Source organism: Streptomyces sp. NPDC006235, from assembly GCF_040613735.1.
Taxonomy (GTDB): domain Bacteria; phylum Actinomycetota; class Actinomycetes; order Streptomycetales; family Streptomycetaceae; genus Streptomyces.
In genome coordinates this window covers 1-13,918 of the sequence record NZ_JBEXSR010000048.1, presented here as the reverse complement: position 1 = coordinate 13,918, position 13,918 = coordinate 1, and the positions used below count along the sequence as shown (strand labels likewise).

The window sequence follows — 13,918 nt, the reverse complement described above, 5'->3', positions numbered from 1 at the left end:
CAGCCGAGACCACGGCGGACGGACAGCGCAGGGAGACCGACCGATGACACTCACCGGATCCGGCTCGGCCTACGACCCACCGGCGGGCCCCGCCCCACGCCGTCCCGCCGCCCCCTCTCCGGCGGGCGAACACGGCCCGGCACGGCGCCTGGACCGCCGCGTGGCCCTGGTCACCGGGGCCTCCTCGGGCATCGGGGCGGCCACGGCACGGCGCTTCGCCATGGACGGCTGGCACCTGCTCCTCAGCGGCCGCGACCGGCGCCGCCTGGAGCAGGCGGCCTCCGGCACCACGGCCGTCGTACTGCCCGCCGACCTCGCCGCCCCGGACGGCCCGCGCCTGCTGGCCCGGTCCGCGCTGCACACGACCGGCCGGGTCGACGTCCTCGTCGCCGGGGCGGGCATCGGCTGGGCGGGCCCGTTCGCCGGCATGCCGCACACCGACATCGACCGCGTGCTGGCCCTGGACCTCAACGCCACACTCCACCTCGTGCGCGAGGTGCTGCCCGTCATGATCGCGGCCGGGCAGGGCCGGGTGGTGCTGCTCGGCTCCATCGCGGGCTGCGTGGGCGTACGGGAGGAAGCGGTGTACTCCGCCGCCAAGGCCGCGCTGGCCGCCTTCTCCGAAGCGCTGCGCCGGGAACTGCGCGGCACGGGCGTGGGCGTGACCCTCGTGGTGGCAGGCCCCGTCGACACGCCCTTCCACGCCCGCCGCGGCAGGCCCCACGACCGCTCCCACCCCCGGCGGATCCCGCCCGGCCGCGTCGCCGGCGCCCTCTGGGAGGCCGTACGCGACGGCCGGGACCAGGTCTACGTCCCCGCCTGGCTGGCCCTCCCGGACCGCCTGCGCGCCCTGGCCCCCGGGATGTCCAGACGCCTGCTGAACCGCTTCGGCTGACCCACCCCGCATCCGGGGTGTCGTTCCGCCGTTCCGGTCACTCGGCCGGATCCTCCGTTCAGGTGACCGTCTCCCCGTGGTAGGGCAGGGGCATGGCTCCCCAGCGTCGCGTCTTCTCCCGCCGTACGGCCGAGGCCGCCGCCCCGTCCCGCCCCGGCCGCCGCGCCCTGCTGCTCGCGGCCGCGGCCCTGGCGGCGACCGGTGCCGCGAGGTCCACGCCCCGCGGCACCGGCGCACCGGATGCCGAGGCCCAGGACGCCGAGGTTCAGGGCCCCGGGGCCGACCCGTACGACACCCTCCGCCGGCGCTGGCTCGGCATCGCCCTCGGCACCGGGTACGACCCGGCCGCGCAGCCGTACGCCTCCCGCCTCGCCGAGACCGGCGAACTCGCCCGCGCCCTGCACGCGGCCATGGCCCCGGCGGCGGACTCCCTCTGGCCCGGCCACCCCTTCGACCCACCGGCCGGCATCACCATGAGCTACGGCCGCCTGTGGACCATGACCCGGGCCCACGTCCAGCAGGGCACCGGCTCGACCGCCGACCCGGACCTCCTCGCCGGCATCCTGCGCGGACTCGACCACCTCTCCGCCACCGTCTACAACCCCGCCACCACCCGCTACGGCAACTGGTGGGAATGGCAGATCGGCAGCCCGCACCTGCTCATGGACATCACGGCCGCCCTGTACGACCGGCTCGGCGACGCCCGGATCCGGGCCGCCTGCGCCGCCGTCGACCACTTCGTGCCCGACTCGGCCCTCGGCGACTACTCGGGCACGTCCACCGGCGCCAACCGGGTCGACCTGTGCCGCTCCGTCGCCCTGCGCGGCATCCTCGGCCGCGACCCGGACAAGATCGCCCTGGCCCGCGACGCGCTCTCCCCGGTCTTCCCGTACGTGACCCGGGGCGACGGCCTCTACGCCGACGGCTCCTTCGTCCAGCACACCTGGGTCGCCTACTCCGGCACGTACGGGCAGGTCATGCTCGACGGCCTCGGCCGCCTCTTCTCCCTGCTCGCCGGATCCGACTGGGAGGTCACCGACCCGAACCGGCAGATCGTCCTCGACAGCGTCGAGCACGCCTACGCACCGCTCATCCACGACGGACTCGTCATGGACAGCGTCAACGGCCGGGCCATCAGCCGCGGTCTCCTCACCGCCGACGACCGCCAGGTCATGCGCAGCGACCACTTCCACGGCCAGCAGCTCATCGCCGCCATCGCCCTCCTCGCGGCCGGCGCGAGCCCGGCGGAACGCGACCGCTGGCACGCCAGGATCAAGGGCTGGATCGAACGGGACACGGTGTCCCCGATCCTGACGGCACGTCAGTACGGCGTCGCCGACCTGGCCCGGCTGCACGCGATCGCCGCCTCGCCCCTCCCGGCCGCACCCGAACCCATCGGCCACCGCCTCTTCGCCGCCATGGACCGCGCCGTCCACCGCCGCCCCGGCTTCACCGTGAACATCGCGATGGCCAGCGACCGCATCGCCCACTACGAGTGCGGCAACGGCGAGAACCCGCGCGGCTGGCACACCGGGGCGGGGATGGTCTCCTGGTGGGCCGGTGCGAGCGACCAGTACACGGACTGGTTCTGGCCCACCGTGGACTGGTACCGCCTGCCCGGCACCACCGTCTCCACCAAGCGCCTGGCCGACCGGGAAGGCGGCGAGTGGGGCACGGCCCGCCCCGACGTGCACTGGGTCGGCGGCACCACCGACGGTGAGTACGCCGCGCTCGGCCAGCACCTCAAGGGCCTCGGCTCCACCCTCCAGGCCCGCAAGTCCTGGTTCTGCGTCGCGGACGCGGTGATCTGCCTGGGCGCCGGGATCAACTGCTCCGACGGCGTCCCGGTGGAAACGATCGTCGACAACCGCAACCTCGGCGCATCCGGCACCCAACGCTTCGTCAAGGGCCCGCACTGGGCCCACCTGGAGGGCCACGGCGGCTGGGTACTGCTCGGCCGGGAGCCCAAGGCGCTGCGCGAGGACCGCACCGGCGCCTGGTCCGACATCAACACCGGCGGCACGCCGGAGCGGCGCACCCGCCGCTGGCAGACCCTCTGGCTCGACCACGGCATCGACCCGCAGGACGCCACGTACGCCTACGTGCTCATGCCCGGGGCGTCCCGCCGCGCGGTCGCGCGCCGCGCCGCCGACCGCCACTGGATGTCGGTCCTCGCCAACGACGCCGGCCGCCAGGCGGTGAGCGTGCCCTCCCTCGGCCTCACGGCCGCGAACTTCTGGCAGGCCGGCACGGCGGGCCCGCTCACCGCCTCCGCCGGCGCGAGCGTGCTGACCGTCCGCCGGGGCCGCGCCGCCACCCTCTGCCTGAGCGAACCGCCCCGCACGGGCGAACCGCTGGAGATCACCTGGAACCGCCCGGTCCGCCGGGTCACCCACGCGGACGAGACGGTCGAAGTACTCTCCACAGGCCGCCGGCTGCGCGTGCGCGTCACCCCCGGGACTGCATGCGCCACCCATGTCTGTGAGGTGACTCTCGGCTGACGGCTTTGTCGGACCTGTACAAGCGACACGCCCCCTGAGCAGTCAGAAGGGCTGCACCCCGCCGTGGTTCTGTTCAGGGGTACCAGGAAAACACGCCGGAGACTGTGAGGAGTCGACGGCCCGCAATCCTTGGTTGGCTTCGTAAGGTCGCTACATGACCGTTTTGGATGAGGCGCCGGGTGAGCCGACCGACGCGCGCGGACGCGTGGCCGAACTGCACGAGATCCGTGCGCAGGCGGTGGCCGGACCGAGCGAGAAGGCGACCGAAGCGCAGCACGCCAAGGGCAAGCTGACCGCGCGGGAGCGCATCGAGCTCCTCCTCGACCCCGATTCCTTCCGCGAGGTCGAGCAACTGCGCCGGCACCGGGCCACGGGCTTCGGCCTGGAGGCCAAGAAGCCGTACACCGACGGTGTGATCACCGGCTGGGGCACGGTGGAGGGCCGGACGGTCTTCGTCTACGCCCACGACTTCCGCATCTTCGGCGGCGCGCTGGGCGAGGCCCACGCCACGAAGATCCACAAGATCATGGACATGGCCATCGCGGCCGGTGCGCCCCTGGTCTCCCTGAACGACGGCGCGGGCGCCCGCATCCAGGAGGGCGTCTCGGCGCTCGCCGGCTACGGCGGCATCTTCCAGCGCAACACCAAGGCGAGCGGGGTCATCCCGCAGATCTCGGTGATGCTCGGCCCGTGCGCGGGCGGCGCCGCCTACAGCCCGGCCCTGACGGACTTCGTGTTCATGGTGCGCGACACCTCGCAGATGTTCATCACCGGTCCCGACGTCGTCAAGGCGGTCACCGGCGAGGAGATCACGCAGAACGGCCTGGGCGGCGCGGACGTGCACGCCGAGACCTCCGGCGTCTGCCACTTCGCCTACGACGACGAAGAGACCTGCATCGCCGAGGTCCGCTACCTCCTCACCCTCCTGCCGCAGAACAACCGCGAGAACCCGCCCCGCGCGGAGGCCTCCGACCCGGTCGACCGCCGCTCGGACGTCCTGCTCGACCTGGTCCCGGCGGACGGCAACCGGCCGTACGACATGACCAAGGTCATCGAGGAGATCGTCGACGACGGCGACTACCTGGAGGTCCACGAGCGCTGGGCCCGCAACATCATCTGCGCGCTGGGCCGGATGGACGGCCAGGTCGTCGGCATCATCGCCAACCAGCCGCAGGTGCTCGCCGGTGTCCTGGACATCGAGGCCTCCGAGAAGGCGGCCCGCTTCGTCCAGATGTGCGATGCCTTCAACATCCCGATCGTCACTCTTCTGGACGTCCCCGGCTTCCTCCCGGGCGTCGACCAGGAGCACGGTGGCATCATCCGCCACGGCGCGAAGCTCCTCTACGCGTACTGCAACGCGACCGTGCCGAGGATCTCGCTGATCCTGCGCAAGGCCTACGGAGGTGCGTACATCGTCATGGACAGCCAGTCCATCGGTGCGGACCTGACCTACGCCTGGCCGACCAACGAGATCGCCGTCATGGGCGCGGAGGGTGCGGCCAACGTCATCTTCCGCCGTCAGATCGCCGACGCCGAGGACCCCGAGGCCATGCGGGCCCGCATGGTCAAGGAGTACAAGTCCGAGCTGATGCACCCCTACTACGCGGCGGAGCGCGGCCTGGTCGACGACGTCATCGACCCCGCGGAAACCCGCGAGGTACTGATCAAGTCCCTCGCGATGCTCCAGACCAAGCACGCCGACCTGCCCTCCCGCAAGCACGGCAACCCTCCGCAGTAACCTCGCGGACATCTCTCTCCTGGAGACTGAGACCCATGGACATCCCTGACATCCGCGTCGAGAAGGGCCACGCCGAGCCCGAGGAGGTCGCCGCCATCACGGCGATCCTCCTGGCCCGCGCCGCCGCCCGCCCCACGGACCCGACCCCGACGCACCGCGGCCGCGTGAAGGCGGGCTGGCGCCGCCTGGAACGCGAGCCGGGCTTCCGCGCCCCGCACAGCTGGCGCTGACCCCTAGAAGCAGAAAGAAGGCCCCTCATGGAGGGGCCTTCTTTTTTGGGTGCGCGGGGCTGTATCGATCTGCGGCTCCGCCGCGGGGGCGCGACAAGCCACACAGTGAGCCGCACCCGGCATACGACAGCCCCCGGCAGCCCAGAGGCCGCCAGGGGCTGTCCCACAGCAAGAGAACTACCTCAGCCGTGCCATCAGGGCGTGCTCGACCAGCGTGATCAGCGCGCTCTTCGCGTCCGCCCGGTGGCGGGCGTCCGTCGTGATGATCGGGGTGTCGGGACCGATCTGGAGGGCTTCCCGCACTTCGTCGGGGGTGTAGGGCTGCTGGCCGTCGAAGCCGTTGAGGGCGATGACGAAGGGCAGGCCGCTGTTCTCGAAGTAGTCGACCGCGGGGAAGCAGTCGGCGAGACGGCGGGTGTCCACCAGCACGATCGCGCCGATGGCGCCGCGCACCAGGTCGTCCCACATGAACCAGAAGCGGTCCTGGCCCGGCGTACCGAAGAGGTACAGGATCAGGTCCTGGTCCAGGGTGATACGGCCGAAGTCCATGGCGACCGTCGTGGTCGTCTTGTCCCCGGTGTGGGTGAGGTCGTCGATGCCGGCCGAAGCTGACGTCATGACGGCCTCGGTACGCAGCGGGTTGATCTCCGAGACGGCCCCGACGAACGTGGTCTTGCCCACGCCGAAGCCACCCGCCACCACGATCTTCGCCGAGGTGGTGGAGCGGGAAGGACCGCCGCTAGAGCTTGCGAAGTCCACTGAGCACCCTTTCGAGCAGTGTCACGTCTGGCTGGCCGCCGGCGTTCTCGTCGCCGCCGGGCTGATGGATGGCGACCAGTCCCGCCTCCGCCAAGTCGGCGACGAGGATCCTGGCCACGCCGAGAGGGATCGTGAGGAGCGCCGAGATCTCGGCGACCGACTTGATTTCCCGGCAGAGGTTGCAGATCCGCTGATGCTCGGGCAACTGGCCCTGCATCTGGTGCGGCTGCGCGGTGGTGTGCACCAGCGCCTCGATGGCGAGCTGGTAACGCGGGCGGGTCCGGCCACCGGTCATGGCGTACGGACGCACCAACGGGTTGTGGTTGTTCGACGCCCCACCGGGCGCCGGCTCTGGGGTGCGGCGCTGCGGCTGCACGGGCTGGATGCGCGGGGCCGGCGGCTGGTCGTACGGCGACGGGCCGGGGCCCTGTGGCGCGTACGGCTGCCGGTGGCTCGGTGCGGAGGGGAAGTTGTAACGGTTCGGGTTCTGTCCACCGTCGCCCTGGCCCTGGGCAGGGCCGTACGACCAGTTGCCCGAAGACGAACCGCCTGGGGGTGTTGCCACTTTCTCCTCCTCCGACTGTGCCGGGCACCCATCGCTGTGGAGCCGCGTCCCGAAACCTTACGGCCCCGGGACGCCAAAACGCACCGTCCGTTTGTTAGTTGAGCAGGCTCCCCTGGAGCTCCGCGCGAAGGTCCGGTGTCAGGACCGTACCGGCTCGGTCGACGAGCAGCGCCATCTCGTATCCGATGAGGCCGATGTCCGCCTCCGGATGTGCGAGAACCGCGAGCGACGAGCCGTCGGAGATGGACATGATGAACAGGAATCCCCGCTCCATCTCCACAACCGTCTGATTGACGCTTCCACCCTCGAAGATCCGGGAGGCGCCTGCCGTCAGAGACGTCAGACCGGAGGCGACGGCCGCGAGCTGGTCGGCGCGGTCGCGGGGGAAGCCTTCGGACATCGCCAGAAGGAGTCCGTCGGCGGAGACCACCACCGTGTGGGACACCCCCGGGGTGTTGTCCACGAAGTTGGTGATCAACCAGTTCAGGTTCTGTGCCGCCTGGCTCATCGGGCTCACACTAACGCTCCTGGTTGTAGGTGCTGTCAGGACCGAAGCCCTGGCCGTTCGTTTCACTGCCTGCGCTGCGACCACGCTGTACGCCGCGGCGCAGGTTGCTCAGCCTGCCCCGGACGTCCTCCGGGGCGCGGGAGACCTGTGGGCCTCCCTGGGGAGTGCTCTCGGCGGAACCTTCGATGAGGTTGGCCTTGGGCACCCGCCTCGGCAGGCCGGAGGAGGTGACCCCACCCGCCTTGGGCTTCCGGAGCTGCGAGGCCTGCTGCCACCGCTCGTCGTTCGCCGAGCGCCAGTCGCGGTCGCCGTTGCTCTCCGGGGTGGAGGCCGGAGGCTCCTGGCTCGCGTGCCGGGCGCCGCCCGTGCCGTTCGCACCGCTCGCGGCGGCCCCACGGCGGGGAAGCCCGGCGTCGGTCAGCGAGGGTGCGGCGGCTTGGGCCTGTCCCGGACGGTCGAAGCCTACGCGGTCCTGCTCACTCGCGTCAGCGGCCTGCGCAGATTCCGTTTCCTGGGCCTGAGAAGGGTACTGGCTCGGGTAGCCGTTCTGGTAACCGTCCTGCTGGGGCCAGTCGTCCTGGTGGCGTCGCTGCTCGAAGGCGGCGAAGCTGCCGGGCGCACCCGCACCCTGTGCCGGAGGCTCCTCCTGGGCCGGCTCCGCATAGGAGGAGGGGTCCGGGTAGCCGCCGTTCGGCGAGAAGGTGTCGTTCTGCGGCAGACCGGCGTTCGGCGCGTAGTACTGCTCGTCGTACGCGCCCCGCTGCGGCTCCTCGTAGGCCGTCTGCCGCTGCTGCTCGTACGACGCCTGCTGGTCCTCGTACGGCGCCTGACGGTCGTACGAGGACGGCTGCTGCTCCGGGTAGCCGGTCTGGCCCGTGTCGTAGGCCTGGCCGGAGTCGTAGCCCTGCTGTCCGTTGAACTCCTCGGGGTATCCGGGAGTCTCGCCCTGCTCCAGAGCGGGCTGCTGGTGGTTCTGGGCCTCCAGGGCCGCCCGGCGCTCCTCGCGCATCAGGGAACGGCCGACGGGGTCCAGCTCGCGTATGTCGTCGGGGACGTCGGCGTACCGGCTGTCGTCGAAGCCGAGCTCCGCCGCCGTGCGCATGGGCTGCTGGTTGAAGTTCTCGCCGCCGAAGTTCTGCTCCGGGATGATCTGCGAGACGGTGAACTCGTCGCGGTCCACGTGCTGCTCGCCGCCACCACCGTGGGTGATCGCGTCGGGCAGCATGACCAGCGAGGTGGTGCCGGCCTGCTCGCCCGAGGGGCGCAGCTGGACGCGGATTCCGTGCCGGTCGGACAGCCGGCCGACCACGAACAGGCCCATGCGCTGCGAGATCGCGGCGTCCACGGTCGGCGGGTTGGCCAGCTTGTGGTTGATGTCCGCGAAGTCCTCGGCGGTCAGGCCGATGCCCTTGTCGTGGATCTCGATCATCACACGGCCGTCGGGCAGACGGGTCGCGGTGACGCGGACCTTGGTCTGCGGGGAGGAGAACGTCGTCGCGTTCTCCAGCAGCTCGGCGAGCAGGTGCACGAGGTCGGTCACGGCGCGGCCGTGGATCTCGGCCTCCGGGACGCCGGACAGCTCGATGCGCTCGTACTGCTCCACTTCGGAGGAGGCGGCGCGCAGCACGTCGACCAGCGGCACCGGCTGGTCCCAGCGGCGGCCGGGCTCCTCGCCGGCGAGGACCAGGAGGTTCTCGCCGTTGCGGCGCATACGGGTCGCGAGGTGGTCCAGGCGGAAGAGGTTCTCCAGCTGGTCAGGGTCGGCCTCGTTGTTCTCCAGGTCGGTGATCAGGGTCAGCTGGCCCTCGATCAGGGACTGGTTGCGGCGCGACAGGTTGGTGAAGATCGCGTTGATGTTGCCCCGCAGCAGGGCCTGCTCGGCGGCGAGCCGGACGGCCTCGCGGTGGACCTGGTCGAAGGCGCGGGCGACCTCGCCGATCTCGTCCGTGGTGGTGATCGGGATGGCCTGGACTCGGGTGTCGACCCGGCCGGGGTCGGTGCGCGAGAGCTGGTCGACCAGCATCGGCAGGCGCTGCTCGGCGATGCCGAAGGCGGCGTTGCGCAGCTGGCGCATCGAGCGGCTCATCTGGCGGGCCACCGCACCGGCCAGGATGAAAGCCAGCAGCAGGGCGACCACGACGGCGGCACCGGTGATGTAGGCGTCGCGCTGGGCGTCGTCGGCGATGTCGGACGCTTCGCTCACGGCCTTGTCGGCCAGGTCCGTCTCGATCTTCTCGTAGGCGTTGAACTTGAGCGTGGTGACCGCCCACCAGTTCTCGGCGGTGACGCCCTGCTCGGCGAGCGCGGCGCGGGCGCTCGGATCCGTGGTCTGGAGCGTCGCGACGGCCGAGACCATCGTCTCCGGCTTGGACGGCGGGGCGACGTAGTCCGGGTTCTTGGCCTTGGCCTCCCGGGCCATCGCGGCGCCGTCGGCCCTGATCTTCGCCTCGGCCGCCTTGAGCTTGGCCGCGTCCTGCTCGGTACCGCCGCCGATGTACTCCTGCACGGCGATGCGCTCGAGGTAGGCGTACGAGGACAGGGCGATGCGCTGGCTGGCGAGGTTGCCCTCGTCCGGGCCCGGCTTGGTCAGGATGTGCATGCCGATGGAGCGCTGGAGCGACAGCGCCGCCTTGGTGAGCTCGATGGCGTAGACGGTCCGGCCGTAGCTGGTGATGTTGCCGGTGCCGAGACCCAGCTCGTTGGCGAACTCCGTCAGCGGGTGGGCGATCTCGACGTAGCCCTCTTCGGTCTGTACGCCCTTGAGCTTGGAGGTGTACGCGACCTGGCGGAGCGTCTGCAGCTTGGGCTCGACCTTGCGGAACAGGTCCAGACGGCGCTCCAGGCCGGGCTTGGCCGGCATGTTCTGGGCCGCGGCGTCGAAGGCGTCGGCCGCCTCGTCGGTGTTCTTGCGGACCTGGGTGACGGTCGCCTTGTCCTGGGAGTTCTGGGCGCTGCCCTTCAGCAGGGGCGCCGCGGAGGTGTCGCGCTCGTTGTAGAGGGCGTTGGCGTACAGCAGGGAGGCCCGCACCAGACGCGCGGTGTTCTCCGCGTCCTCGGCCTCCTGCCAGGTGTCGATCGAGCTCTTGACCTGGACGCCGCCCATGACGAGGCCGACCAGCACGGGTATGAGCAGGATCGCGTTGAGCCTGGTCGCCACGCGCCAGTTGCGCGGGGAGAGACGGCCGCCGCTCCGGGCGGGCGCGGCCGATGGCTCCGAACCGGGCACGGGGGCGGGCGCCGCTGTGCGCGGCGGCGGGGTGAAGTTGCCCCGGGCCGACGGCTCGGGACTGTTCTTGCTTCGCCTCACTCGACCAACAACCTCTCGGCGGTCGGCACCAACGTTGTGCCGCAGTTTCTCAGAGCCCGGTGACGCCATCGACTCACGTGTACGTCATTGACTATTGGGCAGTTCAGGCATTCCAGCACGACGACCTGCGCTCTTCCAAACAGTCAGAGGTGGGGATTCCGAGGGATGTAAGCCCCAGATAAAACGGTCATAAAGAGCGAGCCCCGCCAAAAGGCGGGGCGATTGTGCGCGCAGCGAGACCGGATGTGCGCGACGCGTGGCCGTACCACCTGATTCCTCTGCCGAAACGTTATGAACACCTTGGCCGACCGTGTCAAAGGACACAGTCGGCTCCGGTACATCTACGACAACTGCCGTATGGCGCTTCTGAATTGGGTGCTACCTCAGCCGTGCCATCAGGGCGTGCTCGACCAGCGTGATCAGCGCGCTCTTCGCGTCCGCCCGGTGGCGGGCGTCCGTCGTGATGATCGGGGTGTCGGGACCGATCTGGAGGGCTTCCCGCACTTCATCGGGGGTGTAGGGCTGCTGGCCGTCGAAGCCGTTGAGGGCGATGACGAAGGGCAGGCCGCTGTTCTCGAAGTAGTCGACCGCGGGGAAGCAGTCGGCGAGACGGCGGGTGTCCACCAGCACGACGGCGCCGATGGCGCCGCGCACCAGGTCGTCCCACATGAACCAGAAGCGGTCCTGGCCCGGCGTACCGAAGAGGTACAGGATCAGGTCCTGGTCCAGGGTGATACGGCCGAAGTCCATGGCGACCGTCGTGGTCGTCTTGTCCCCGGTGTGGGTGAGGTCGTCGATGCCCGCGCTGGCGGAGGTCATCACGGCCTCGGTGCGCAGCGGGTTGATCTCCGAGACGGCGCCGACGAACGTGGTCTTGCCCACGCCGAAGCCGCCCGCCACCACGATCTTCGCGGAGGTGGTGGAACGACCCGCGTCAGAGCTTGCGAAGTCCACTGAGCACCCTTTCGAGCAGTGTCACGTCCGGTGCGCCGGTGGCATCGTCGCCGCCCGGCTGGTGGATCGCGACGAGACCGGCCTCCGCCAGGTCCGCGACCAGGATCCGGGCCACCCCGAGCGGCATGTTGAGCAGCGCCGAGACCTCGGCGACCGACTTCACCTCACGGCACAGGTGGCAGATGCGCTGGTGCTCCGGGAGCAGCCCCATGAGCGCCGCGGGATCGGCGGTCGTGCTGATCAGTGCCTCGATGGCCAGCTGATAACGCGGCCGGGTCCGGCCACCGGTCATGGCGTACGGCCGGACCAGCGGCTGGTCGCCCTCGTCCTCGTACGGCTCCGCGTACGGATCATGAGAGGCGGGGGGCGGGGTCATGGGTCCTCCGGGCGGGACAGCAAGTCGGTCAGTCGAGCCGTCTGACGGGGCCTGTGTGGGGTCTGTGGCGGCCGGACGGTGATGTGGTGAGACGGGTGGTGCCGGGGCCGATCAATGGAGCAGACTGCCTTGGAGCTCAGCTCGCAGGTCGGGGGTGAGGACCGCGCCCGCGCGGTCGACCAGGAGCGCCATCTCGTAGCCGACGAGGCCGATGTCGCATTCGGGGTGAGCGAGGACGGCGAGCGACGAACCGTCCGAGACGGACATGAGGAAGACGAATCCCCGCTCCATCTCCACGACCGTCTGCGCGACGTCGCCCCCCTCGAAGATCCGGGAGGCGCCTGCCGTCAGGGACGTCAGACCGGAGGCGACGGCCGCGAGCTGGTCCGCGCGGTCGCGCGGGAAGCCCTCCGACATCGCCAGGAGGAGTCCGTCGGCGGACACGACGACGGTGTGGGACACCCCTGGGGTGTTGTCCACGAAGTTGGTGATCAACCAGTTGAGATTCTGTGCCGCCTGGCTCATCGGACTCAACTAACGCTCCTGCTGGTGAGAGGGCCGAGGGAAGCTGCCGGTCTGGGTGGACCCGGCCTGACGACCCTGTGCAATACCGCGGCGGAGATTGGTCAGCCGACCGCGTACGTCATCGGGGGCACGCGAGATCTGCGGACCGCTCTGCTGGGGCTGCTGCTGAGCCGTGCCCGGAACGAGGTTCGCCCGGGGCACCCGGCGCGGCAGGCCGGAGGTGGTGACACCGCCGGCGGCGGGCTGGCGGACGCGCTCGGCCTGGCGGACGAGGTCGTCGTTCGGCGAGCTGCGCCAGCCGGCGGGGGCGGACCGCTGCGGACCGCCGGATCCCTCCGGCTGCTGCGGGGCCGGCGCCGAGCCATTGCTCTGCGACGGCTGCTGCTCCTGCTGGCCGTGGAACCAGTTGGTCTCGAGCGTGTCGTACAGCGGCGTACGGCCGTCGCCCGGACCGGTCGCCGGCGGCAGGGCCTCGGGCTCCTGCCGCGCGGGCCGTGCCTGCGGGGCGGGCGGGCGCGGGGCGCCGAAGTCGGCCGGGCCCCGGGCGCCGTTGACCTGCGACCGCTCGAACTGGCCCGTGCCCGCCGGGTCGGCCGGGGTGGCCGGACCGGGGAGGCTGGGCCGGCCGGAGCCGCTGTCCTGGCGCGGTGCGGGGTACTGGCCCGTGGAGCCGTTGTCCTGGCGGGGCGCGGGGTACTGGCCGGTCGAGCCGTTGTCGTAGGACTGGGGAGCCGGGTACTGGCCCGTGGAGCCGTTGTCCTGGCGGGGCGCGGGGTACTGGCCGGTCGAGCCGTTGTCGTAGGACTGCGGAGCCGGGTACTGGCCCGGCGTGGACGACGGATCGCGGCGGCCGCCCGGGGCGCCGAAGACGTCCGGGCGGACGAACTGGCCCGAACCCTGCGAGTCGTCCGCAGCGGGCAGGCCGAACCGGTCCGCGTGCTGCGGGCCGCGCGTGCCGAAGTCGGCCGAAGAGCCGGGGCCCTGCCGGTCGTCGTCGCGCGGGACGGCGGGGATCTCCGCGGTCGAGCCCGGGCCCTGCTGGTCGTCGATCCGCGGCATCTGAGAGGTCCGGGAGACGTCCGGCTCCTCGTGCCCGCGCGGGGTGTCCAGGGAGGCACGCGGCACCGGCGGCTGGGCGTTCTCGTCGCTCCAGCTCGGCACGCGCTGCGCGTCACCGCTGCCGGGCAGCTCGGCCCGCGGACCGCCGCGCGGCGGCAGCTGCGGCCGACGGCCCTGGCCCTGGTCGGAGTTGCCCGGGCGATGCCGGCCCCGGCCCTGACCCTGGTCCTGCGGTCCGTTCGTCCCCGCGGCCTGCAGACCCTGCGGAGCACCGGGCGCCTGCCCGTACCCGGCACCGGCGGGAGCCGGACGGCCCTGCGGCGGCGCGGGGGGACCACTCTGCTCGAACAGCGACGGGGCCTTGTCGGCACCCTGAGGTCCGCGCCCGCCGCCCGGACGGCCACCGTCCGCGTCCCGCCCGGGCAGCGCGGCCCGCGGAGACTGGCCGGCACCGAGCCGGCCGGCGCCCGACGGCGCACCGCCGCCGAAGCCACCACCGCC

General features: G+C 71.5%; 11 protein-coding genes and 1 pseudogene. 4 read left to right on the top strand and 8 right to left on the bottom strand.

Going from position 1 to position 13,918, the window contains the following annotated elements; all coding sequences use genetic code 11:
* The first annotated feature begins 43 nt into the window (after nt 1–43).
* The 4 genes from ABZ192_RS36910 (at nt 44) to ABZ192_RS36895 (ending at nt 5,364) form a co-directional block, all read left to right on the top strand.
* Nucleotides 44–895 (top strand): SDR family NAD(P)-dependent oxidoreductase, encoded by an 852-nt coding sequence (locus ABZ192_RS36910; RefSeq protein WP_356928831.1) that lies wholly within the window; start codon nt 44–46, stop codon nt 893–895.
* 92 nt (nt 896–987) lie between these two features.
* Nucleotides 988–3,396 (top strand): polysaccharide lyase 8 family protein, encoded by a 2,409-nt coding sequence (locus ABZ192_RS36905; protein ID WP_356928830.1) that lies wholly within the window; start codon nt 988–990, stop codon nt 3,394–3,396.
* A 154-nt stretch (nt 3,397–3,550) separates the two neighbouring features.
* Nucleotides 3,551–5,134 (top strand): acyl-CoA carboxylase subunit beta, encoded by a 1,584-nt coding sequence (locus ABZ192_RS36900; protein WP_356928829.1) that lies wholly within the window; start codon nt 3,551–3,553, stop codon nt 5,132–5,134.
* 35 nt (nt 5,135–5,169) lie between these two features.
* Nucleotides 5,170–5,364, top strand: coding sequence for an acyl-CoA carboxylase subunit epsilon (locus ABZ192_RS36895; RefSeq protein ID WP_086560316.1), 195 nt, complete (start codon nt 5,170–5,172; stop codon nt 5,362–5,364).
* Nucleotides 5,365–5,541: 177 nt separating this feature from the next.
* Here the strand turns inward: ABZ192_RS36895 and ABZ192_RS36890 are convergent, their stop codons facing one another.
* From ABZ192_RS36890 to ABZ192_RS36855, 8 genes and pseudogenes are all read right to left on the bottom strand, one after another.
* Entirely contained in the window at nt 5,542–6,123 is a 582-nt protein-coding gene (locus tag ABZ192_RS36890; protein WP_014675207.1) for an ATP/GTP-binding protein, read from the bottom strand.
* On the bottom strand, nt 6,104–6,688 hold the full coding sequence (locus tag ABZ192_RS36885; protein WP_045297456.1) for a DUF742 domain-containing protein: 585 nt from the start codon (nt 6,686–6,688) through the stop codon (nt 6,104–6,106). Before ABZ192_RS36885 ends, ABZ192_RS36890 begins: the two co-directional genes overlap by 20 nt.
* A gap of 94 nt (nt 6,689–6,782) precedes the next feature.
* Nucleotides 6,783–7,196, bottom strand: a complete 414-nt coding sequence (locus ABZ192_RS36880) for a roadblock/LC7 domain-containing protein (protein WP_004983065.1) — start codon at nt 7,194–7,196, stop codon at nt 6,783–6,785.
* Nucleotides 7,197–7,206: 10 nt separating this feature from the next.
* Nucleotides 7,207–10,503: a nitrate- and nitrite sensing domain-containing protein gene (locus tag ABZ192_RS36875; protein ID WP_356928828.1), complete on the bottom strand. Its 3,297-nt coding sequence runs from the start codon at nt 10,501–10,503 to the stop codon at nt 7,207–7,209.
* A 378-nt stretch (nt 10,504–10,881) separates the two neighbouring features.
* The gene (locus tag ABZ192_RS36870) at nt 10,882–11,457 is read right to left on the bottom strand and encodes an ATP/GTP-binding protein (protein ID WP_020271455.1); all 576 of its coding nucleotides are present in this window, start codon (nt 11,455–11,457) and stop codon (nt 10,882–10,884) included.
* Nucleotides 11,438–11,833 carry a DUF742 domain-containing protein gene (locus ABZ192_RS36865; RefSeq protein WP_053668780.1) on the bottom strand — a complete coding sequence of 132 codons (396 nt, stop codon included), beginning with the start codon at nt 11,831–11,833 and terminating at the stop codon, nt 11,438–11,440. The genes ABZ192_RS36870 and ABZ192_RS36865 overlap by 20 nt, the downstream gene beginning before the upstream one ends.
* Before the next feature lie 111 nt (nt 11,834–11,944).
* The gene (locus tag ABZ192_RS36860) at nt 11,945–12,358 is read right to left on the bottom strand and encodes a roadblock/LC7 domain-containing protein (protein WP_020271453.1); all 414 of its coding nucleotides are present in this window, start codon (nt 12,356–12,358) and stop codon (nt 11,945–11,947) included.
* A 9-nt stretch (nt 12,359–12,367) separates the two neighbouring features.
* Nucleotides 12,368–13,918, bottom strand: a pseudogene (locus ABZ192_RS36855) (hypothetical protein); the annotation flags it as partial.